This window comes from Halomonas sp. NPDC076908, from assembly GCF_050269715.1.
Classification (GTDB): domain Bacteria; phylum Pseudomonadota; class Gammaproteobacteria; order Pseudomonadales; family Halomonadaceae; genus Vreelandella.
The window spans coordinates 64,419-86,738 of sequence record NZ_JBNNIW010000012.1 but is presented as its reverse complement, the minus strand read 5'-3'; the positions used below and the strand labels follow the sequence as shown (position 1 = coordinate 86,738).

Sequence of the window (22,320 nt, the reverse complement as noted above, 5' to 3'; positions counted from 1 at the left end):
ACGCTGGGCGTAGGCGTTAGGAGTAGCCCGTCTATCGACTTATTCCCCCTGAATATGCGCCAGCAACTGCCCCGCCAGGGCAATCGCTTCGTCGCGGCGTCGAATATTCTGCTTTTGATAGAGACTGCGGATATGGGTTTTGATGGTGGTAGGCGCCACCGACAGCTGCTCGGCGATCTGCTCATTTGAAAGCCCAGCGTGAATTAGTCCCAGGATTTGCCACTCCCGGCGGGTGAGCGGCGAGGTGCGGATCAGCTCGGGCACATCGGGCCGGGCGACAATATCGGCGATCACCGTTTCATCCAGCATTAAGCGTCGGGCACTGCCAAAATCTTTCTGGCGGCCTGCCAGCGCCAACAAACGCTCTGCCCTGGCCTGCTCTAAGGCATCCAAGGTGCCGCTGTTGAGCAACCTATTCAGCAACTCCCCTAGCGGTTTGCCCAAACGCAGAAAGCTGCCCACTAGGGCGGTGCGGGAAGCCAAGCTCAGCGCTTGATGCATATGCTGGCAGGCATGCTCCTCTCTTCCTGCATGCCACGCCGCTGCGGCTAAGCAGAGCTGGTTACGGTTCGCATCCGTGACCAGCCCCAAGCGCTGGGTGTGCACTTCAAGGGCCTCTAATAGTGTGCAGGCTTCATCAAAGCGCCCCAGCAGCGTGAGCGCCCGGGCGTGGTTGCGCACATTGCACTGGGAAAAGTGGTTGGTGGCCCCTTCGGTGATGGGGACCGGCGCTTCCTGGCGCCAGCGCTCTACCGCATCTAAGTCCTGGGTGGAGTGCCACCAGGCCAGCAGGGTGGCGTGGGCATTGGCGACCCAGTCGATATGGTAATCGCCTTCGGCAAGGATTTTACGCAGCCGCCGAATGTGGTCAGCGCACTGAGCCTGGTCGCCGCGGCTTTGGGCGACTTTGGCGAGCTGGATATGGCACTGAAGTGTCCAGCGCTCACCCTGATTATCCAGCACGGCGATCCCTTTCAGCGCAGCCTGCTCGGCTTCGTCCAGCCGGTGCCACTCCCACAGCACCTGGCTGCGAATGCGATACAGAAACTCCGCCACAGGCAGATGTTCGAGCTCGGCACGCTCCAAATGCGCAAAGGCACGCTCCTGAATATCGTAGGCGGCCTGTAGGCGCCCCTGCGCCACCAACGTCTCCGACTGATGACAAAACGACCAGAGCAGCAGTTGGTGATCGTCACGCTGGCGGGCCTGGCGCTCTACCTCGCGCACCCGCTGCAGCGACTCTTCCAAATAGCCCAGCACAAAGCGCGCCTCGCTCAAGATAGCGGTGGCAGTCAGCGGCGTGGAAGCTAAATAGCGGGCGGGCACGGCTAGCGCTTGCTCGGCCAGCGGTGCGGCGCGCTCGGCGTTGCCTTGATTAATCGCCAACTGAGCGCGCAGCGTCGCGAATTCAGCGCTAAGCAGCTGCCACTCTGGCGCGTGCAACTGCGCTTCAATCCAGCCAATCACGCGTGCGGCAATATCAAACTGAAACTGAGCATGGGAGACCCAGCCATAGAGCAGTGTATGCTCCGGACTGATAGAGAGCCGTGGCTCACCGAGCAGTGCGAAACCCTTGGCCAAAAGTGCATAGGCACCGCTTGCCAGCAAGGCGGGCCCTTGGGTGGTCAGTAGGCTTGCCACGTCATCGGGTGCCTCGGCGAGTATCGCCTGGCGCAGAGCCATTATCGGATCGTTCAAGGCAAGCCATGCCTGGCTTGCGCGCTGGTGGAGTACTCGTTGGGTGGCCAAACTAAGCTCATGACGGCGATGTCGGAGGTACTCACCAAACAGCCGTTGAAAGCGGTACCACTGAGCATGCGGGTCTGGTCGTTCAATAAATAGCCCCGCTTGCTCAAAGGCTTCAAGCCGCTGGGTTAATCGCTCCCCTTCCAGCAGGCGGGCCATTAGTTCAGGGGAGAAACGCTCTAGCACCCCTAGCTGCAGCATCAGCTCGCGCTCGTTGAGCGGCAATGCCTCTGCCATTAGCTCATCAAACCAGGCCACAAAGTCGGGGTGCCCGCCGTATAATCGCTCGACCAGCGCATCAAACCCGGCTCGGGTGGTAGTTCTCTCCACCAGCCAGTTAAGCGCCATTACCCAGCCGCCGCTTCTACGCAGCGCCCGCTCAAGGCTTACCCGGGTGGGCGGGAAGCTAAGCTGCTCAGCGCAGAGGGTGTGCGCTTCTTCGCTATCGAAGGCCAGAGTGCTTAAGTCAATCTCTTCCAGCTCACCGCGTAAGCGCAGACTCGCTAGCCCTAACCCAGGACGCGAGCGGCTGGTCAGCGTAAGCGTCAGCCAAGGGGGCTGGTGGCGAAGCCAGTGGGCAAGCCCCGCTAAAATATCGGGGTGGGTAAGATGCTCAAACGCGTCTACCACCAATCGACACGGCGAGCGCTGCTCAGGCAATTCGCCCAGCCAGTGCTCCAATTGCTCAACGCACTCTGCCTCTGCAGCCACCGGTGATAGCGGCGCAGACTCTTTCAGTAGCGCATTAATGGCTGCTTGCCAGTAGCTTAAAAAGCGTTCGGGCTGATTATCGCGCGGATCAAGGCGGAGCCAGGCCGCCTCTTGCTCCAGAGCCGGTAGCCGTTCGGCGAGCAGCGTGGTTTTGCCATAGCCCGAGGGTGCTTGCACCATTAGCAACCGAGTGAGCTCATTTAAGGCGAAATAATCATTCAGCCGCGGCCTTGCTACTACGCCTAGCGGCAGCAAGGGTGCTTTTAGCTTTTCCTGCAGCAGTGACATGCCCCCTCCTGAAACGAATAAAAAAGCCCGCGACAGAGCGCGGGCAAAATGCATTGGAGAAGAAACAGGTAACGGATCAATCAACTTGCATCGTTTAGAACCATATTTCTGACTGCAGCCCGAAGCTCCACTGACCGCCGGTAAAGCCATCGTTACCAAAAGAGTCTTCTGTCGTATAGCCGTTTAGCTCGGCGTCCCAATCAGTATAAGAAGCAAACAGGCGAATTTCAGGACGTTTCCAGAAACCACCCACTTCAGGTTTAAAGGTCGGTGCGATAGTGAATTTACCGAAGTTACCACTGACTGCCTCACGGCCACTAAAGCCATTTGGATCAAGATCCATATATTGGTAGCTACCTTCATACTGCATTTCAAAATTCTGGGTAATTTCGTTGGCTAGACGAATATTAAGCGTTGCCCAGGTGTAGCTGTCTCCATCGGCAAAGCGATCATCGCTAACTTCTGCCAGTACCGAAGGGGCAATACGCCACTGTGGGGCAAGGTAGGTGGTACCGTAAACGGCCAGCCTTGTCGCCGTGGCGTCTTCGGTTAAATCACCGCTGCTACCGAGCCCTTTCACCTCAGCACCTAAGCCCTGACCGTGTAGCACAGCCGCTTTAAAGTTACCCTCGCCCATGCCGAAAAAGCTATCGCCGTGGTACGCGACCATGGTGTGCCAACCGCTATCGGCGGCGGTTTGGCCCACGCCAATATCGCGTTCATCGTTGTCGGCCGCCGACATGGCGTTGGCCATTACCTGCCAATTACCGAAGTAATTATTAGTGGTAAGAATAAGGTTATCCGTGTCGCTGTTGCCATCTAGACCAGGGTTTTCCCGATTAACCACGGGGTAGTCGCTGAAGCTTCGGCCGTACAGAGAGAAGTTGGATTTCCAGTTGTCAGCGAGCTGCACATCGTAGACACCACCACCGGTACCGGCGAGGAAAACAACGTCGCTATCGAGCCAGTGAATATCAAAGTTATCGCGGTCAAAGCGTTTACCTGCCCAGATCGAAGCGTTTTCGAATGCGCCGGTAAAGCTCGGCAGATCGCTAAACTCAGCATACGCTTGGCGTACGTTTAGGTTAGTGTCGTCCCCTACCCAATCGTTGCTTGAGTTGGTTCCCGCTGCCAGCATCGTGGTGTAGCGGGCTTTAGCGCCATTATCATGTTGCATGCGATAGTTAAGGATCGCTTCAGTGTAGGTATCCGGCTCATTACCTAACCGGCCCACAGCGCCGCCAAGAGGCCCTGCAGGGGTTACGTATGGACCACCATCAATGCTTTTGCGATCTTCCCCTAACAGCAAACCGGAGCGTGCATAGACGTTAAACGAAAAACCCTCTTCGCCACTGGCTTGACGCTCAACGCGCGCCAGACGCTCTTCAATCTCCGCGTCGCTCTCTGTAGCCACGCCGGTCGCCTGGGATTGCTCGGCAATTTCGGCACGGCGCTCGGCGTCATCGGCGCGCTGTTCCGCTGCTTCGATGCGGGCTTCCAGCTCGGCAAAGCGCTGCTCCATGGTCATCTGTGCCGAAGCGACACCGCTTATCCCTAAGCTGGCGGTGGCAATAGCAATTGCTAACGGCGTTTTAAATGTCATTTTGTGCATTGTTTTGAATACCCTATTGTTATTGGCAAGCGGCTGTTTATAAGCGCCTGCTCGTAAGCGCTTTTATCTAAATCGATTAAGATCGAATCGATCACACTTCCCTTGCACGGTTCGCCCAGGGGGTAGTGGCTTTGCTGCTAAACGCCACGATGCTTAAGGAAAGGTAGCCAAAACTTAATCGATTAAGAGAGTAATTACCAACCACCAATTGCTAATTAACGACCAATGTCTAAGGACTTATTTAGTCAATCTGTTTAATTAGCGTTACCCAAAATAAACCCATTAGACAAAAGTCGCTATTGAACTTGCTGCGCCAAAACGGCTAACTGAGCGGCATGATCTTAATCGATTAAGTAAGCCGTTTAGCGCCATAATCGATGTAACGCCAACCACAACAATAAACGCCGAGGTACGCCATTATGAAAAAAACCTTAATCACTACCGCCATCGCACTGGCCAGCACCGCTGGAATGCACAGCTACGCCCAAGCAGCCGATCTAACCATTTCTTGCGGCGCGGTAGGCGCTGAGCTAACCCTTTGCCAAGAGGGTGTGGCCGCGTGGGAAGAGAAAACCGGCCACACTGTTGATGTCGTTTCCACCCCAAACTCTTCCACCGAGCGCCTTTCGCTCTATCAGCAGATTCTATCGGCCAACTCCAGCGATATCGATGTGATGCAGATCGATGTGGTATGGCCTGGCTTGCTCGCCAACCACCTGCTTGATCTGCGCGAAGTGCTGGGCGAAGACGCCGCTGCCGGGCACTTTGAAGCCATCGTCACCAATAACACCATTGATGACCGCTTAGTCGCCATGCCCTGGTTTACCGATGCTGGCGTGCTCTACTATCGCGAAGATCTGCTGGAAAAGTACGGTCATGAAGCGCCATCCACCTGGCAAGAGCTCACTGAGATTGCCCGTGAAATTAAAGACGCCGAACGCGCCGAGGGCAACGATCGCATGCAGGGCTTTGTATTCCAGGGCCGTGCCTACGAGGGATTAACCGTTAACGCCCTGGAGTGGGTCGCCAGCTTTGGCGGTGGCACAGTAGTAGAAGCGGATGGCGAGGTCAGCATTAATAACGAACACGCTGCCGAGGCGCTTGATCTCGCGGCTTCCTGGATTGGCAATATCGCGCCAGACGGCGTACTCAACTACACCGAGGAGGAGGCGCGGGGCGTCTTCCAGGGCGGCAATGCGGTGTTTATGCGCAACTGGCCCTACGCCTGGGCGCTGGCACAAAGCGACGATAGCGATGTGCGCGACAAAGTAGGCGTTACCCAGCTACCCGCTGGCGGCGAAAATGGCCAAAGTGCTGCTGGCCTGGGCGGCTGGAACCTTGCCGTTTCACGCTACAGTGACAACCCTGAGCTTGCCGTCGACTTGGTCGCTTTTTTGACCGGCGAAGAGGAGCAGAAGCGTCGCGCCATTCAAGCCTCTTACAACCCGACAATCGATGCGCTCTACCAGGATGATGAAGTGCTTGAGGCAGTGCCCTTCTTTGGCACGCTTTACGAAACCTTTGTTAACGCGGTCGCCCGCCCCTCTGCGCCTACGGGCGATGCCTATGGACGGGTGAGCAACGCGTTTTTCAGCACTTCCCACGATGTACTTTCTGGCACTAAGGATGGCACCCAGGCGGTCGCTGACCTTGAAGCTGAGCTGGCTCGTTTGAAGCGTCGTAACTGGTAACCCCGGAGCCTGAGCTATGTCGACCTCCATCAAGCAAGAAAACGCGCCCGCCAGGGCGCGTTCTTTAGCGACTGCGCCACGCCGTGGCACCAAAGTACGCCGTCAGCGGGTCAAAGCCGCTTGGCTGTTTTTAGCCCCAATGCTAATTGCATTGACGCTGGTCGCAGGCTGGCCGCTCGTACGCACCTTTTTTCTCAGCTTTACCGATGCATCGCTGTCTGACCTGGGGGCGGCCAATTTAATCGGTTTTGAAAACTATTTAGTTTACGAAGATGGCCGCTGGTATGGGGTACTGGCCGACCCTATTTGGTGGCGATCGGTGTGGAACACCGTTTACTTCTCGGTGGTATCGGTAACGCTAGAAGTCATCTTTGGCGTCATTGTCGCGCTGATTCTTAATGCCGAGTTTAAGGGTCGGGTGATTGTGCGCGCTGCCGTGCTGATCCCCTGGGCCATTCCCACCATTGTGTCGGCACAGATGTGGGCGTGGATGCTTAATGATCAGTTCGGCATCATTAACCACCTGTTAATGAACGTCGGCATTATTGATAACCCGATTGCCTGGACCGCCAGCGCCACCTACTCCATGTGGGCGGTGATTATGGTCGATGTGTGGAAAACCATTCCCTTCGTTGCCCTGCTGGTGCTCGCCGCACTACAGATGCTGCCCAAAGATTGCTACGAAGCCGCAGAAGTAGATGGCATTCACCCCGTGCGGGTGTTCTTCAAGGTCACGCTGCCGCTGATTACCCCGGCGCTGATGGTCGCGGTGATATTCCGACTACTGGATGCACTGCGGGTTTTCGATGTGATCTACGTGCTGACCTCCAACTCCACCAGCACCATGTCGATGTCAGTCTACGCCCGCCAGCAGCTGGTCGAATTTCAGGACGTGGGTTACGGCAGCGCCGCCTCTACGCTGCTGTTCTTGATCATCGCCCTGGCCACCATCGCCTACCTCTACATGGGGCGTAAACAAATCCAATTGGGAGGTGACTGATGACGACTCGTCAACTGGGCAAAATTGCCAAGCGTATCGGTTTTTGGGCATTAATTGTCCTGATCATGCTATACGCCGTGTTCCCCTTCTACTACGCGGTGGTCACCTCGTTAAAACCCTCTAGCGATCTGTTTCGGGTAGAGCTTTGGCCCTCTTCCTGGAACTTTGATAACTACATCCATATTTTCAGCCAAACCAGCTTCCTACGCGCTATCTTCAACTCGATAGTGGTGGCGTTTAGCGTGGTATTTATCGCCCTGCTGCTCGGCATTACGGCTTCTTACGCTCTGGGCCGGGTGCGCTTCCGAGGTCGCTCCACCGTGCTATTGGTGATTCTGGGCGTGTCGATGTTTCCCCAGGTGGCAGTGCTCTCTGGGCTGTTTGAAGTCATTCGTGCGCTCAACCTCTACAACAATCCCGCCGGGCTGATTTTAAGCTACACCATCTTCACCCTACCGTTCACCGTTTGGGTACTCACCACCTTTATGAAGCAGTTACCCATGGAGCTGGAAGAGGCCGCGATTATGGATGGCGCCACCCCCTGGGTGACGATCACCAAGGTATTTCTGCCGCTGATGTGGCCTGCCATGGCGACCACCGGGCTTCTCGCCTTTATCGCCGCCTGGAACGAGTTTCTGTTCGCCCTTACGTTCACCCTCACCGACACCCAGCGCACGGTGCCTGTCGCCATCGCGCTGCTGTCGGGCGGCAGCGCCTATGAACTGCCTTGGGGGCCGATTATGGCCGCCTCGGTAGTGGTCACCGTACCGCTGGTTGTTTTAGTGATTATTTTCCAACGCCGCATTGTGTCAGGTCTGACCGCAGGCGCCGTTAAAGGCTAAGGATTTTTTATGTCAGTTATGGATTCCCCAATGCAGACAAATACACTGCAAGACAACACACTCTGGTGGCGCGGTGGCGTTATCTATCAGATTTACCCGCGCAGCTTTATGGACAGCCGCGGCGACGGTATCGGCGACCTTAAAGGCATTACCGAAAAGCTGGATTACGTTGCCTCTCTAAACGTGGACGGTATCTGGCTATCGCCATTTTTCACCTCGCCTATGCTCGATTTCGGCTATGACATCAGCGACTACTGCGATGTCGACCCGATGTTTGGCACTTTAGATGACTTTAAAGAACTGCTGGCAAAGGCCCACTCTCTGGGTCTAAAGGTGATGATTGACCAGGTGATTAGCCACACTTCTGACCAGCACACTTGGTTTCAAGAGAGCCGCCAGGATCGTACCAATCCAAAGGCTGATTGGTTTGTATGGGCCGCCCCCAAACCGGATGGCACCCCACCCAATAACTGGCTGTCGATTTTTGGTGGCCCAGCGTGGACGTTTGATTCACGCCGCCAGCAGTACTATCTGCATAACTTTTTGACCAGCCAGCCGGATGTCAACTTCCATAACCCGGAAGCCCGTCAAGCGCAGTTGGATAATATGCGCTTCTGGTTGGATCTGGGCGTGGACGGTTTCCGCCTGGATACCGTTAACTTCTACTTCCACGATGCCGAGTTGCGGGACAATCCGCCAGTGCCGACAGGCGAAGCCAAAACCCTGGGCGCACCGGAAGCCAACCCCTACACCTGGCAGCGCCATGTGTATGATCTTAGCCGCCCGGAAAACCTCGACTTCCTCAAAGACCTGCGGGCGCTGATGGATGAGTACCCCGGCACGACCACCGTAGGTGAAATCGGTGACGACAACCCACTTGAGCGCATGGCCGAGTACACCGCCGGTGGCGATAAACTGCACATGGCCTACACCTTTGATCTACTCAACAAGCCCCACTCTGCGCGCTACTTGCGGGAAGTAATCGAACGCTTCCAGCGTCTGGCGGGTGATGCCTGGCCCTGCTGGGCAACCTCGAACCACGACGTGGTACGCAGCGCCACCCGCTGGGGTGCGGGGGAAGACCCCCGTGCTTATCCCAAAGTCATACTGGCCATGCTCTTTTCGCTACGTGGCAGTGTGTGCCTTTATCAAGGCGAAGAGCTGGGCCTGCCGGAAGCGGATGTGCCCTTTGAACGCATTCAAGACCCTTACGGCAAGGTGCTGTGGCCGGAATTCAAAGGTCGCGATGGCTGCCGCACGCCAATGCCCTGGAGCGATAGCCCACAAGGTGGTTTCTCCCAGGTAGAGCCATGGCTGCCCATGGAAGCCAGTCACCGTGACCTGGCGGTTAGCCGTCAGCAGGATGATGCCAACTCCACCTTGAATGCGGTGCGCGGTATGCTGGCTTTCCGCCGCCAACACGCGGCGCTGTTCGATGGCGACTTAACACTGGTCGATGTAGGCGAAACGCTGCTTGGCTTTACCCGTCAGAAAGGCGATGAGACGCTGCTGTGTGTTTTCAACCTTAGCGCCGAAACGCAAACTGTTTCTCTGCCCTTACCCATTGAAAGTGATATGGAAGGCCACGGTTTTAGTAGCCAGCGCGACGGCGACAGCTTAACCCTGCCCGCGTACCAAGCAGCCTTTATGCGTGCCGCCCATCAGCGTTAATCGCATACAACCGCACACAACAACAAGCCGACCTGGTAGCGCATAAACGTTAAGGTCGGCAAGGAGTCACCTATGGCAAGCGTTACCTTAAACAAGGTCAATAAAGTATTTGGCCGTGATCACATTATTAACGATGTGGATCTACATATTGGCGACGGTGAGTTTGTGGTGTTCGTAGGCCCTTCCGGCTGCGGCAAGTCGACGCTTTTGCGCCTGATCGCCGGTTTGGAGTCGATTAGCGATGGCGACCTGTGCATTGGCGAAACCGTGGTTAACGACTTACCGCCCCGGGAGCGCGGCGTCGGCATGGTATTCCAGTCCTACGCGCTCTATCCGCATATGACCGTTTACGACAATATGGCCTTTGGCCTGAAGCTGGCTAAAACCGCCAAAGAGACGGTGCACGAGCGGGTGATGACCACCGCCAAGATTCTGCAGTTGGAAGAGCTACTGCACCGTAAGCCTAAAGCGCTCTCTGGCGGTCAACGCCAGCGGGTGGCCATGGGCCGTGCCATGGCGCGCGAGCCGCGCATTCTGCTATTTGACGAGCCGCTCTCCAACCTGGATGCCTCGCTGCGGGTACAGATGCGCAACGAGATTGCCCGGCTGCACAATCGCCTGGGTTCCACCATGATCTACGTTACCCACGACCAGGTGGAAGCCATGACCCTGGCCGATAAAATTGTGGTGCTCAATGGCGGCCACGTTGAACAGGTCGGTAGCCCCCACGAACTTTACCAGCGCCCAGCGACCAAGTTTGTAGCGGGTTTTATTGGCTCTCCCACCATGAATTTTATGCCCGCAGAACTGATGGCCAGCGACCCCAACGGCTGCCGTGTGCGGTCAACAGGAATTGGCGAATTGGCCCTGCCTCAGGATGCTCAGCAGTTGAGTAACGGCGAACCATTGACCATCGGCGTGCGTCCCGAGCATATGAGACTAGCCGCCCCCGCCGGAAATAACTGCTTCGACATCGTCAACGTGGAATACCTGGGCAATGAGGTTTACGTCTACCTTGAGCCAAAAGAGGGCAACATACTGCTTATACATCGCAGTGAAGCACCCAGTCAGTGGAAGGAGGGGCAGCAGGTTTCGCTAGTCGCCGACGCTGACTACGTACACTTATTTAATCAAAGCGGTGACGCACTGCCCAGCGTGGCTCAGCGCGCGGCAGCTTAACTGGCCACTTCGGCTAACCTGCAGCAATGAGCGACCCTCTGGATGTGCATAGCCTCCCCTTCATTTATCATTGGGTAGCAACAGCGCAAGAGGGTCGCTATGCTTGCGCGTGCCATTACTATAATTAGCCTGCAAAGGACTCACCGTGACTGTTCACCGCCGGATGACACTAAAGGATCTTGCACAAGCGCTCGGCGTTTCCACCGCGACGATTTCCAATGCGTTTAACCGCCCGGATCAGCTTTCACCGACGCTACGCGAACGGATACTTAAAGAGGCCAAACGGCTGGGTTACAGCGGCCCCGATGCCAAGGCGCGCAGCCTGCGCACAGGCCGTTCGCGGATTATTGCGGTGATTCTTGCGGAAAGCCTGACGTACAGCTTGAACGATGCCGTGGCCAGCGAGTTTCTCTCCGGGGTTGCCGAAGTGCTCGATGCCCATGGCCATACACTGCTGCTACTGCCTGGACGCGGCCACGCATCACAGCCGCCAGGATCCGCCAATATCGCCGATGGTTTTATTGTCTATGGGCTTATGCCCAACAATAAACTGTTGGATGAACTGCCCACCCAGCGCACCTTGGTAGCCGTAGATTTTGATATTGAAGGCTGCCCCACAGTGCATATCGATGATACCGCTGCCAGCTATAAAATCGCCCTGCATGCGCTTCGCGCACCACCTAAACGGCCCGCGATCATCAACCTGCGCTTAACCAAAGAGGCCTGCAACGGCCGTGTTACCCCCGAACACACCCTACTACCCAACACCAGTACGATTAGCCGCGCTCGTCTGGAAGGGTTTCATACTGCGCTTGGCGAGAAAGGCGTGGATACCGATCAGGTACCGCTGTGGAATATTGAGGAGAATACCTTTGAGGTATGCGCGCCGGTCATTGCCGAGATCCTTGATCAGCCTGAAGAACAGCGTCCTGACCTGTTGTTGTGCATGTCTGACCGGATTGCACTCACGGCGCTGACGCTGGCCGAACAGCGTGGGATTCGGGTACCCGAGGAATTACGTATCACCGGCTTTGACGGCATTGCCGAAGGGCAATACCGGGCACCGCGGTTAACCACGGTTCGCCAGGATAGCGTGGGTAAAGGGCGGGTGGCGGCGCAGATGATTCTGGGCCGCGTCCCCCTTGCCCAACAGCTGCTGCAAACCGAGCTGCTGCTGGGCGATACCTGCCCTTAGCAAAGTTTGTTTACTTAACCGTCGCCTGCATAGCCAGTGCGGTATCCAGCATGCGGTTGGAGAAGCCCCACTCGTTGTCGTACCAGGCCATGATTTTGACTAGGCGGCCATTCACACGGGTATGATTGGCATCAAAGGTCGATGAGTTAGCGTCGTGATTGAAGTCGATAGAGACCAGTGGTTCGGCATTCACTGCCAATACCGGCGAGTTAGCCGCGGCTTTCTCAACAATGGCGTTGATCTCTTCTTTGCTGGTGTCACGCCCGGCAGTAAAGGTGAGATCCACTAGCGAAACGTTGATCACCGGCACGCGAACGGCCAGACCATCAAACTTGCCCGCCAGCTCCGGCAGCACCAATCCCACCGCTGCTGCAGCGCCGGTTTTGGTCGGAATCATTGAGTGCGTGGCACTTCGCGCCCGGTACGGATCAGAGTGATAAACATCGGAAAGATTCTGATCGTTGGTGTAAGCGTGCACGGTGGTCATCAAACCATTCTCGATGCCTACCGCGTCGTTCAACGCTTTGGCCACCGGTGCCAAGCAGTTGGTGGTGCAGGAAGCGTTAGACACCACCGTATGCTCAGCGGTCAACACATCATCATTGACACCGTACACAATGGTGGCATCGGCGTCGGGGCTGGGTGCAGAGATCAACACGCGCTTAGCCCCCGCAGAAATGTGCTTAGCCGCCGCTTCACGCTTGGTAAATAGCCCGGTGCACTCCATGACCAAATCAATGTTCATTGATGCCCAGGGAAGCTGTGCCGGGTCGCGCTCCGATGAAATCGCAATACGATCCCCATCCACCGTGATGCTTTCAGCATCGTGCTCTACTTTAAAGGGGAAGTGTCCATGCACCGTGTCATGTCGCAACAAGTGCGAATTTAACGACGGGTCGCCTAAATCATTAATAGCAACGACCTGAATACGGTCACGGTAGCTGTTTTCGTAGAGGGCGCGCAGTACATTGCGGCCAATACGGCCAAATCCGTTAATCGCAACTCTTATTATCATGATGGCTCCTCAATCGATTTTAGCAGGCGTTACATTCAGTAAAAAAATTACTAAAAATACGTATTTAAGCATCATCAGGTCGATATTTAACGTTACAATCGCCCCAGCAGACTATTAATCACCCAATATGTAGTAAAATTACTATATAAACAGTATTGTCGTCCAATACTAAAAACTGATTCGCGAAGCCGATTCAAGTAAGAGGGTTACGCCATGAGTGATGCACAACCGCCTCGTCAAACTATCCGCACCTTGCAAGCGCGTAAACGTATTGCGCTGATAGCCCATGATGGCAAGAAGAGTGAAATGCTGGAGTGGGCAACCCGCTGGCAGGAGACACTTAGCCAGCACACACTGATTGGCACGGGCACCACTTCCAAGCGGCTTAAAGATGCACTGGGACTGGACGTTGAGGGTCTCATGAGCGGCCCTTTGGGCGGTGACCAGCAGATTGGTGCAAGGATTGCTGAGCAGCGCCTTGATGTTCTGATCTTCTTTTGGGATCCCTTCTCACCCCAGCCTCACGACCCGGATGTGAAAGCCCTGCTGCGCTTGGCAGCGCTCTGGAATGTCCCTGTCGCCTGCAATGCAGCCAGCGCAGACTTCCTGGTTTCCTCGCCTTATCTAAGTGAAAGCTATGAGATGCTGATCCCTGACGCCAACGCCTGGGCGCAAGCAAGAACGGTTTAACGCTCAAGCCTGCGGGTATGCAGGTGGCGGGCCACCACCTGCAAACCATGGGCATCATGGCCATTCATAGCCGTTAACGCGCAATTCAGCGTGAGCTCGGCAATACGATCATAATCCTGCAATGCAGAGTTTACCGGCTGAGGAAGGAAGTCCAGCAAGCGGTGGTCACCAAAGGTGGCCAAACGAATATCTTCAGGTAAGCCTCCCCGCTCCAGGAACACATCAAATACACCTTCCAATAACGCATAAGATGCAGTCACCAGCGCATCAGCGCCGCCCTGCTCATCTAACAGCTGGGCCGCTAAACGCGCCCCCTCGCTGCGCTCATAGTGCGAACCGCTTAAATAGAGCGGCTCAATAGCCTTCCCTTTTAAGGCCGCCTGAAAGCCTGCCCGCCGTTCACGGCTAATCGACAGCTCCGGCATCGCTTCAAGCCAAGCAATACGGTGGGTAGACTCACTGATCACCGAGAGGGTTAAGGAGTGCGCCGCCTCTCGGTCATTACTCACCACACTGGCAAATAAGGTCGGATTTAAGCCCCGATCCATCCCCACCACATGCCACCCTTCCTGCACTAAATCAGCATAGAAGCTGTCGTCGCCGGGCAGGCAACTGGCAGTTATCAACACCTCACAGCGCTGCGCACGCAGTGCCAGGGCTAGCGCACGCTCACTCTCTGCACAGTCATCCGAGCTTACGATCAGTAACTGATAGCCCTTTTCTCGGGCGCCGCGCTCTAAACGCTTCGCTAACCGTGCGTAACTGATGTTCTCCAAATCGGGCACGATAAGCCCAATAAGGCGGCTAGCTCCGCGACGCAGTGCAGCCGCTTGAGGATCAATGTGGTACCGGTGCTGACGCACCACGGCCATCACTTTTTCAATTGTTGCCGTACTGATACGCCGCTGCTCGGCCTGCCCATTAATCACATAACTGGCGGTGGTACGGGAAACGCCGGCCAGTCGAGCAATATCAGCAAGTGTCATGCGGATTCCTCTTGGTGTAGCTATGTTGTTGTCAAATGTGGCGTTTATTGGCAAGTTTCCATTTACCCGACCAAAGTCTAAACACGCAGCACTTGTGTCATAAAGTGAATCGATTCAGCATAGCCACTATACACAGGTGACACGATTCATCCAGCCAGCCTAACGGCATCTACGACCAAGTGTTTAGCCCCATAATGAATTGGGGTGCAGCGCGGATAAATCGTCATAAAACGTTACCTGAACGCGTTTACAGGAGAGCACTATGTTAACACTCGGCCACGATGACATCTTGTTAGGCCGCCATGCAGACAGCTGGCAAACCGCCCTGGACAGTGCTGCTGAAGCGTTGGTAGAAGCCGGATTAGTTGAGGCCGAATACCGCGACGGCCTACACGCCCGCGAGGCGCAGTCATCAACGTTCCTAGGCAACGCCATTGCCATCCCCCACGGAACACAGGAAAGCCGTCAGTATGTTAAACACACCGGCGTCAGGGTACTCCAGTTTCCCCAAGGCATTGAGTGGCACGACGGCCAACGTGTGCATGCACTGGTCGCTATTGCGGCACAAAACGATGAACACTTGGATATTCTCCGCCAGCTTACCCACGTGCTGGATCGCGAAGGCGTTTCCGAACTGCTAGCGAACGCCACCTCCGCGGCCGATGTAGCGCGCCTGCTCTCTAAGCCAACCCTTACGCCACGCCTGGATACCGACACGCTGTGCGTCAACTTTCCCGCTCGCGACCCACAAGAGCTAGCACTTGCTGCCGCCGCCCGTTTGCGTCAAAGCGGCTGCGTCGATAACAGCTTTATTAGCGCCGTCGCCACTGTTGAACCTACCTGGCTGGGCAAAGGACTGTGGTTGGCGAGCAGTTCGCAGGGGGTGAATCAACCCGCGCTAGGGGTCGTCACGCCTGCCGATCACTCGCTAGAAAGCGCCGGATACCCGGTGCATGCGCTTTTTTGCCTAGCGGCCCATGGCGATGCCCATCGCCCACTGTTGGAACAACTGATGGCACTCTTGGATAGCGGTGCCAGCGACACTCTGCTTAGCCGCAATAGTGATCAGCTACTGGCGCTGCTAGCGGGTGAAACCGCCAGCACGCAAACGCGCCGGGTACGTATCCTTAACCCTCATGGCTTACATGCACGCCCAGCGAAACAACTGGTGCAAGCGGCCCGCGCTCAGGCAATAGCGATTAATGTACGTTTAGAAGAAGGCAGCGCCACCCCTGTTTCAGCGGCAAGCTTAACCAAAGTCATCGGTTTAGGCGCCCGGCGCGGCCAGTGGCTAGTACTTTCAGCCGAAGGTGAGCAGGCAGATCACGCATTAAATACCTTAGCCGACGCCATTGAGTCTGGTTTAGGCGAGAAAGTCACGCCCTTTGACGGCGGCCGCGACAGCGAGCAAATGAACACTGCGCCGAAAGCGGACATGGTTCCCCTCAGTGCCGACACTCCCCATACCGGTGTGGCCGCCTCCCCCGGCTTGGCCATCGCACCAGTGTTTGTTGTTCGGCCGCTGACGTTTGACTACTCTCAGCATGCTGAAGATGCAGAGCATGAACTTTGCCGTCTGCGCGCAGCGCTAAAAGAGGGTGCCACCCAACTGCAGGCCTTAGTGCGCAATGCACCGGGTAGCGAGGTGGCGGACATTCTCTCAATGCACGAAGAGATGTTGGATGACCCCGAGCTTTACCACGCCGCTAGCGATGCCATACGTGAAGGCCGATCAGCAGAAGCAGGCTGGTGGGAGGCGATTGAAACCGCGGCCCACGCCCAGGAGATGCTCGCCGACCGCCTGTTGGCCGAACGCGCTGCCGATTTGCGCGATGTGGGCCGCCGAGTACTGGGGGTACTCTGCGATGTCAGCCTTCCTGAACCGCCGGATCACCCCTATATTCTGGTGATGGACGATATCGGCCCTTCCGATGTAGCCCGGCTGGACACTTCCCGGGTGCGCGGTCTGCTCACCGTACGCGGTGGCGCTACAGCCCACAGCGCCATTCTAGCCCGCGCCTTGGGGATCCCTGCGGTGGTTGGTGCCGGACAAGCGGTGATGGCACTTAACAACGCCAGTATGATGATTCTGGACGGTGAGCGTGGTCGGGTAACATTCAATCCTTCAGAAGAGCGTCTACAGCGTGCCGAAAAACAACTTTCTGAGTTGCAACAGCGGGAAGCGGACGCCTGGGAGACCCGCTTTGATATCGCCCAAACCCGTGACGGCCACCGAATCGAGGTCGCCGCCAACCTCGGCAATACCGCCCACGCCGCTGATGCGGTTGAGCGCGGCGCAGAAGGCGTTGGACTGCTGCGTACCGAATTCCTGTTTATGGCTCACGCCAGCGCCCCAGATTTAGCCACCCAAATTGGCGAATACCGCCAAGCGATTGAAGCATTAGATGGCCGCCCGCTGGTGGCGCGCACCTTAGATGTCGGCGGTGATAAACCGCTGCCCTACTGGCCAGTTCCTCAGGAAGACAATCCCTTCCTTGGCCTGCGCGGTATTCGCTTGGCGCTGACCCAACCCGACGTTCTCGAAACCCAGCTCCGCGCATTGTTGATGGCCGGCAAAGACAGCCCTTTGCGCATCATGCTGCCGATGGTTAAAGACATTGCGGAGTTCCGCGCAGTCAAAGCCATTTACGACCGACTTATGCAGGAGATTCCCTCTTCCGAGCGCGCCACCGATGTGCAGCTTGGGGTAATGATTGAAGTCCCCTCAAGCGCGCTGCTGGCGCCAAGCCTTGCCGCTGAAGTGGACTTCTTCTCGGTGGGGACTAACGATTTAACCCAGTACACTTTGGCGATTGATCGCGGCCATCCGGAGCTTTCAGCTCAGGCCGATGGCTTGCACCCGGCCGTACTTCGGTTAATCCAAATGACCGTGGCGGCTGCCCACAGCCAAGGCAAGTGGGTCGGCGTGTGTGGCGAGCTGGCCTCTGATGCCGTGGCGATACCGGTGTTAGTAGGACTCGGCGTGGATGAGCTTTCCGTCAGTGCACGACAGATTCCGCTGGTCAAAGCACGCCTGCGAGAGTTCGATCTTGCAGAGGCCCAGGCCAGCGCTCAGCTCGCCCTTTCACAAGCCACCAGTGACGAAGTGCGCGATGCGCTGGAGGCGCGCTAATGGCTCGCGTGTTATGCATCACCCTGAATCCAGCGTTGGATTTAGCCTTTAATCTAGAGGCGTTAGTGCTGGGCAGCGTAAACCGGCCCAACAGCGCGCAGCTGGAAGCCGCAGGCAAAGGCGTCAACGTTGCACGGGTATTGGCTGGTCTTGGCCATCAGGTCACGGTCAGCGGCTTTTTAGGCAGCGAGAATGACGCTCCTTTTGCACTCGCTTTTCAACAGCTGGGGGTAACCGATGCCTTTGTGCGCGTTCCTGGCAATACCCGAATTAACGCCAAGCTAGCCGAGCAGAGTGGCCGCGTCACCGATATTAATGGCCCCGGCATGCCGATTGAGGCGGTGTACTTGGAAGCGTTAATTGCCACGCTTGATGCCGAGCTGGCGGGGGCCACACCTCCACAAGCAATAGTGATGTCCGGCAGCCTGCCCCCTGGCCTCTCGCTGGCGGATTTCAGCCAGTTATTGAAGCACTTAAACGCCAGCGGCGTTCCGCTCTGGGTCGATACCAGTGGCCCGGCACTCACTACTGCTATCGCGACCCACCCGGCGGGCGTCAAACCCAATGAAACAGAACTTGCCGAATGGGCGGGTGAGGAAATGACGTCAGCGGTGGCACGCTTAAGTGCCGCTAAGCGGCTGCATGAAAGCGGTGTGGAGCACGCGCTAATTTCAGCGGGTGCCGAAGGCGTGCTGTGGGTTAACGCCCAGGGTGCGTGGCACGCCACGCCGCCAAAGGTGGCTGCAACCAATACGGTATGCGCTGGCGATACCTTTGTCGCAGGTATGCTCCACGGGCTACTTAACCAGCACGACGCTGAACAAACCCTGCGCTTCGCGACGGCACTCTCAGCCGAGGCGGTGCGCCATGTCGGCGTGGGCAAGCCTAACGCTGCGGATTTCGACTCACTCTTACAACACACCCGGATACGGCGTCTTGACGACACCATCACCGAGGGAGCTACGCTATGAACATTATTCTGATTACCGCCTGTCCCAGCGGTATGGCGACCACCTTCCTCGCTGCCAAGCGCCTGGAACAAGCGGCCCAGCGCCAAGGCTGGTCGGTACATGTGGAGATGCACGGCGAAATTGCCCCGCTGCAAGCCGCTACCGCCGAGCAAATCGCCAACGCCGATTTGATTGTAGTTGCCGCAGATCATATACCAGCCGCCGAGCGCTTCGAAGGCAAGCGCTTATTCCAAGCGCCCACTACCAGTGCCCTACCTGACCCCAACGGCTTTCTTGCCCGGGCTAAGCGCGAAGCGCCGATCTTTAGTGCGCCAACAGGCTCAACCACGCCCGCTACCTCCAGTGCAGCAGGCGGGAAGAAAATTGTTGCCGTGACCGCCTGCCCAACCGGCGTAGCGCATACTTTTATGGCTGCCGAAGCGCTGGCGGAAGCCGGCAAAGCGATGGGCCATGCCATTCGCGTGGAAACCCAGGGCTCAGTAGGCGCTCAAGACCGTTTAACCAAGGAAGAAATTGCCCAGGCTGATGTGGTGCTACTGGCCTGTGATATCGAAGTCGACCCTTCACGGTTTGCTGGCAAACGTGTTTACCGCACCTCTACCGGCAATGCGCTTAAAAAGCCCCGCCTCACCATTGAAGCAGCGCTGGAGAACGCTGCGCTTGAAAACAGTAGCTCAACCAAGGACTCAAGCGACAACAAGGGAATGAAAGAGAAAGGTGTTTATAAGCATCTACTCACCGGCGTTTCCTTCATGCTGCCGATGGTAGTCGCGGGTGGCTTGCTGATTGCGCTGTCGTTTATGTTCGGCATCGATGCTTTCGAACAAGAGGGCACCCTGGCCGCAGCGCTCATGCAGATCGGCGGCGGCACCGCCTTTGCACTGATGATCCCGGTGTTGGCTGGCTATATCGCTTACTCCATTGCCGACCGACCGGGCATAGCGCCGGGTATGATTGGCGGCATGCTCGCGGCTAATATTGAAGCCGGGTTTATCGGTGGTATCTTGGCGGGTTTCTTAGCTGGCTATGTGGCCCTGGCGGTTATCCGCTACGTTAAGCTGCCTTCCAGCGTCGAATCCCTCAAGCCAATCCTGATTATTCCGTTTGTGGCCAGCCTGGTCACTGGCCTCGTCATGATCTATGTGATTGGTGAACCAGTCGCCGCTATCATGGCAGGTCTCACCAGCTTCCTGGCGGCCATGGATTCCACCAACGCCGTACTGTTGGGAATTTTGTTAGGCGCGATGATGTGCTTCGATTTGGGTGGGCCAGTCAATAAAGCCGCTTATACCTTTGGCGTTGGCTTATTGGCGTCACAAACCTATGCCCCAATGGCGGCAATTATGGCCGCAGGCATGGTGCCCGCTATTGGTATGGGTATTGCCAGCTTCGTGGCGCGTAATAAGTTTTCTCAACCTGAGCGTGAAGCGGGTAAAGCGTCGTTTGTACTCGGCCTATGCTTTATCAGTGAAGGCGCGATTCCGTTTGCCGCTAAAGATCCATTGCGTGTCATTCCAGCCTGTATCGCGGGCGGCGCATTAACCGGCGCACTCTCTATGCTGGTCGGTGCACAGCTGATGGCGCCCCATGGCGGTATCTTTGTACTGCTGATTCCTAATGCCATCACGCCAGCACTGCTCTACCTAGGTGCAATTGTGGCAGGCTCATTGGTCACGGGACTAGGCTATGCATTTATCAAGCGTGGCGCTGCTCAAGTAGCCGTCACCAGTTAACGCTTTAACCCACTCCGACAACAAAGGGCAGGCAAACGCGCCTGCCCTAAAAGTTCGTTGCCTTACGCAGTTAACCCGCTTTTTATAATCAACTCGCTCTACTCTTTCGTGCTTTTTATGTAGTATTTTTACATAACACATTTTTGGTCGCTACCTTCACTTATAACAAACGGATCGTCCTATGTTTCAGCTCACTCGTAGTGTTACCTGGCAGGCGCTTGAACGCCTGCGCGACAAAACCGCTAACGACCGCATTCGTGACTATTTCACCAATGACCCGCAGCGCTTTGAAAAGATGAGTTTACGGGTGGGTGGGCTGTTTTTAGATTACTCCAAACATCATGTCTCCGATGAGGTGCTCACCAAGCTGATTGAACTGGCCGACCACTCTGCGCTAGTACAACGCCGGGCCCAGATGTTCTCCGGCGATATTATCAACGTCACCGAAAACCGCCCGGTGCTGCATACCGCTCTGCGTCACTTAGGTGACGAGCCGGTCTATGTAGACGGCGAAGACGTTATGCCGGAGATCACCCGCACCCGCGAGCAGATCAAACTGTTCTCTGAAGCCGTGCGCAGTGGCGAGTGGAAAGGCTACAGCGGTAAGCGCATTAAAGATGTGGTCAATATCGGTATTGGCGGCTCTGACCTTGGCCCTAATATGGCGGTTCGTGCGCTGCTTAAATACCGCCATCCGGAGCTGCACTTCCACTTCGTTTCCAACGTGGACGGCACCCATATTCAGAAGGTGCTTTCGCGCCTCGACCCTGCGACCACACTGTTTATAGTCTCTACCAAGACCTTCTCTACTCAAGAGACGCTGCTCAACGCCAAGACCGCACGGCGCTGGTTTGTCGAAAACGCAGGCGACGATGCCGATGTGGGCGCGCACTTTATTGCCGCTTCCACTAACCGCAAAGCGGCGATGGAGTTCGGTATTCGCGAAGAGAACGTGTTTGAGTTTTGGGCCTGGGTAGGCGGTCGCTACTCAATGTGGTCATCCATAGGCCTGCCGATTGCACTTTCGATAGGTTTTGAGGGCTTTATTGAGCTGCTGGAAGGCGCACATGAGATGGATAACCACTTTATCCATGCGCCTTTCTCCAAGAACATGCCGGTGCTAATGGCGCTGATTGGCGTTTGGTACATCAACTTTATTGGTGCCGAAACCCAAGCCATCGTGCCCTATGACCAAGCGCTGAACCAACTGCCCTCTTTCCTGCAGCAGTTGGATATGGAGTCTAACGGCAAGTCGGTGGATATTTTCGGCCACCCGGTGAACTACAAAACCGGCCCAATTGTTTGGGGGCAAACTGGCTCCAACGGTCAGCACGCCTTCTTCCAGCTACTGCACCAAGGCACCCGCTACGTGCCCATCGATTTTATCGCCTCGCTTAAACCCGAGCCTGGCGTAGAAGATCACCACTTTGCGCTGCTGACCAATATGCTCGCCCAGGCCAACGCCTTTATGGAAGGCAGCCAAGGGGACAGCAAAGAGCTTAGCCAGCACGACCCCTACAGTTGCCCCGGCAACCGCCCTTCCAGCACGCTACTGCTAGACGAGCTAACGCCAAAAAACTTGGGCGCGCTAATTGCACTCTACGAGCATAAGGTCTTTGTCCAAGGTGTGATCTGGAATATTAACTCCTTTGACCAATGGGGCGTGCAGCTCGGCAAGCGTATCGCTGGTGAAATAAGCGAGCGTATCGACGCCCACGCTGCCGACTTCGATGCTTCTACCCAAGGCTTGCTGGAACTGGTGCGAGCGCACTTCCCCAGCGGCGGTAGCGGCGAGAAGGAGAGCGCATCGGCCAGTGCTGATAAGAAACCTGCCAAGAAGAAGCGCTAGGCTAGTCT

The 22,320-nt window shown here is 56.3% G+C and carries 15 protein-coding genes; 11 read left to right on the top strand and 4 right to left on the bottom strand.

Going from position 1 to position 22,320, the window contains the following annotated elements; genetic code table 11:
• Positions 1 to 39: 39 nt before the first annotated feature.
• Positions 40 to 2,745 carry an HTH-type transcriptional regulator MalT gene (gene malT / locus ACQKE4_RS09325; protein ID WP_427388026.1) on the bottom strand — a complete coding sequence of 902 codons (2,706 nt, stop codon included), beginning with the start codon at positions 2,743 to 2,745 and terminating at the stop codon, positions 40 to 42.
• A gap of 94 nt (positions 2,746 to 2,839) precedes the next feature.
• Positions 2,840 to 4,357 carry a carbohydrate porin gene (locus tag ACQKE4_RS09320; RefSeq protein ID WP_427388025.1) on the bottom strand — a complete coding sequence of 506 codons (1,518 nt, stop codon included), beginning with the start codon at positions 4,355 to 4,357 and terminating at the stop codon, positions 2,840 to 2,842.
• A gap of 419 nt (positions 4,358 to 4,776) precedes the next feature.
• Between ACQKE4_RS09320 and ACQKE4_RS09315 the strand changes: the two genes are divergently transcribed.
• The 6 genes from ACQKE4_RS09315 to ACQKE4_RS09290 all read left to right on the top strand — a co-directional run bounded on the left by ACQKE4_RS09315 (position 4,777) and on the right by ACQKE4_RS09290 (position 11,935).
• Positions 4,777 to 6,048, top strand: a complete 1,272-nt coding sequence (locus ACQKE4_RS09315; protein ID WP_427388024.1) for an ABC transporter substrate-binding protein — start codon at positions 4,777 to 4,779, stop codon at positions 6,046 to 6,048.
• Between the two features lie 16 nt (positions 6,049 to 6,064).
• Positions 6,065 to 7,048: a carbohydrate ABC transporter permease gene (locus ACQKE4_RS09310; protein WP_427388023.1), complete on the top strand. Its 984-nt coding sequence runs from the start codon at positions 6,065 to 6,067 to the stop codon at positions 7,046 to 7,048.
• Positions 7,048 to 7,890 carry a carbohydrate ABC transporter permease gene (locus ACQKE4_RS09305; RefSeq protein ID WP_427388022.1) on the top strand — a complete coding sequence of 281 codons (843 nt, stop codon included), beginning with the start codon at positions 7,048 to 7,050 and terminating at the stop codon, positions 7,888 to 7,890. Before ACQKE4_RS09310 ends, ACQKE4_RS09305 begins: the two co-directional genes overlap by 1 nt.
• A 45-nt stretch (positions 7,891 to 7,935) precedes the next feature.
• Positions 7,936 to 9,561 (top strand): alpha-glucosidase family protein, encoded by a 1,626-nt coding sequence (locus ACQKE4_RS09300; protein WP_427388068.1) that lies wholly within the window; start codon positions 7,936 to 7,938, stop codon positions 9,559 to 9,561.
• Positions 9,562 to 9,633: 72 nt separating this feature from the next.
• Entirely contained in the window at positions 9,634 to 10,740 is a 1,107-nt protein-coding gene (locus ACQKE4_RS09295) for an ABC transporter ATP-binding protein (protein WP_427388021.1), read from the top strand.
• Positions 10,741 to 10,885: 145 nt separating this feature from the next.
• Positions 10,886 to 11,935, top strand: coding sequence for a LacI family DNA-binding transcriptional regulator (locus ACQKE4_RS09290; protein WP_427388020.1), 1,050 nt, complete (start codon positions 10,886 to 10,888; stop codon positions 11,933 to 11,935).
• Positions 11,936 to 11,945: 10 nt separating this feature from the next.
• Here ACQKE4_RS09290 and gap read toward each other — a convergent pair whose 3' ends face one another.
• The gene (gap, locus tag ACQKE4_RS09285; RefSeq protein WP_427388019.1) at positions 11,946 to 12,950 is read right to left on the bottom strand and encodes a type I glyceraldehyde-3-phosphate dehydrogenase; all 1,005 of its coding nucleotides are present in this window, start codon (positions 12,948 to 12,950) and stop codon (positions 11,946 to 11,948) included.
• Between the two features lie 213 nt (positions 12,951 to 13,163).
• Here gap and ACQKE4_RS09280 point away from each other — a divergent pair, with 213 nt between their 5' ends.
• Positions 13,164 to 13,640, top strand: coding sequence for a methylglyoxal synthase (locus tag ACQKE4_RS09280; protein ID WP_427388018.1), 477 nt, complete (start codon positions 13,164 to 13,166; stop codon positions 13,638 to 13,640).
• Here the strand turns inward: ACQKE4_RS09280 and cra are convergent.
• Positions 13,637 to 14,626, bottom strand: a complete 990-nt coding sequence (gene cra, locus ACQKE4_RS09275; protein WP_427388017.1) for a catabolite repressor/activator — start codon at positions 14,624 to 14,626, stop codon at positions 13,637 to 13,639. The two genes, ACQKE4_RS09280 and cra, sit on opposite strands and share 4 nt — an antisense overlap.
• 262 nt (positions 14,627 to 14,888) lie before the next feature.
• Between cra and ptsP the strand changes: the two genes are divergently transcribed.
• The 4 genes from ptsP to pgi all read left to right on the top strand — a co-directional run bounded on the left by ptsP (position 14,889) and on the right by pgi (position 22,312).
• On the top strand, positions 14,889 to 17,759 hold the full coding sequence (gene ptsP / locus ACQKE4_RS09270) for a phosphoenolpyruvate--protein phosphotransferase (protein WP_427388016.1): 2,871 nt from the start codon (positions 14,889 to 14,891) through the stop codon (positions 17,757 to 17,759).
• A complete protein-coding gene (gene pfkB, locus ACQKE4_RS09265) occupies positions 17,759 to 18,730 on the top strand; it encodes a 1-phosphofructokinase (protein WP_427388015.1) in 972 nt (323 codons plus the stop codon). Before ptsP ends, pfkB begins: the two co-directional genes overlap by 1 nt.
• On the top strand, positions 18,727 to 20,463 hold the full coding sequence (locus ACQKE4_RS09260; RefSeq protein ID WP_427388013.1) for a PTS fructose-like transporter subunit IIB: 1,737 nt from the start codon (positions 18,727 to 18,729) through the stop codon (positions 20,461 to 20,463). Before pfkB ends, ACQKE4_RS09260 begins: the two co-directional genes overlap by 4 nt.
• Before the next feature lie 181 nt (positions 20,464 to 20,644).
• Positions 20,645 to 22,312, top strand: a complete 1,668-nt coding sequence (gene pgi, locus ACQKE4_RS09255; protein WP_427388012.1) for a glucose-6-phosphate isomerase — start codon at positions 20,645 to 20,647, stop codon at positions 22,310 to 22,312.
• Positions 22,313 to 22,320: the final 8 nt, after the last annotated feature.

What these genes read in the sequence shown, in the direction of transcription:
- gap (WP_427388019.1), bottom strand. Translation starts at nt 12,950, where the DNA reads ATGATAATAAGAGTTGCGATTAACGGATTTGGCCGTATTGGCCGCAAT.
- malT (WP_427388026.1), bottom strand. Translation starts at nt 2,745, where the DNA reads ATGTCACTGCTGCAGGAAAAGCTAAAAGCACCCTTGCTGCCGCTAGGC.
- ACQKE4_RS09315 (WP_427388024.1), top strand. Translation starts at nt 4,777, where the DNA reads ATGAAAAAAACCTTAATCACTACCGCCATCGCACTGGCCAGCACCGCT.
- cra (WP_427388017.1), bottom strand. Translation starts at nt 14,626, where the DNA reads ATGACACTTGCTGATATTGCTCGACTGGCCGGCGTTTCCCGTACCACC.
- ACQKE4_RS09310 (WP_427388023.1), top strand. Translation starts at nt 6,065, where the DNA reads ATGTCGACCTCCATCAAGCAAGAAAACGCGCCCGCCAGGGCGCGTTCT.
- ACQKE4_RS09295 (WP_427388021.1), top strand. Translation starts at nt 9,634, where the DNA reads ATGGCAAGCGTTACCTTAAACAAGGTCAATAAAGTATTTGGCCGTGAT.
- pfkB (WP_427388015.1), top strand. Translation starts at nt 17,759, where the DNA reads ATGGCTCGCGTGTTATGCATCACCCTGAATCCAGCGTTGGATTTAGCC.
- ACQKE4_RS09260 (WP_427388013.1), top strand. Translation starts at nt 18,727, where the DNA reads ATGAACATTATTCTGATTACCGCCTGTCCCAGCGGTATGGCGACCACC.
- ACQKE4_RS09320 (WP_427388025.1), bottom strand. Translation starts at nt 4,357, where the DNA reads ATGCACAAAATGACATTTAAAACGCCGTTAGCAATTGCTATTGCCACC.
- ptsP (WP_427388016.1), top strand. Translation starts at nt 14,889, where the DNA reads ATGTTAACACTCGGCCACGATGACATCTTGTTAGGCCGCCATGCAGAC.
- pgi (WP_427388012.1), top strand. Translation starts at nt 20,645, where the DNA reads ATGTTTCAGCTCACTCGTAGTGTTACCTGGCAGGCGCTTGAACGCCTG.
- ACQKE4_RS09280 (WP_427388018.1), top strand. Translation starts at nt 13,164, where the DNA reads ATGAGTGATGCACAACCGCCTCGTCAAACTATCCGCACCTTGCAAGCG.
- ACQKE4_RS09305 (WP_427388022.1), top strand. Translation starts at nt 7,048, where the DNA reads ATGACGACTCGTCAACTGGGCAAAATTGCCAAGCGTATCGGTTTTTGG.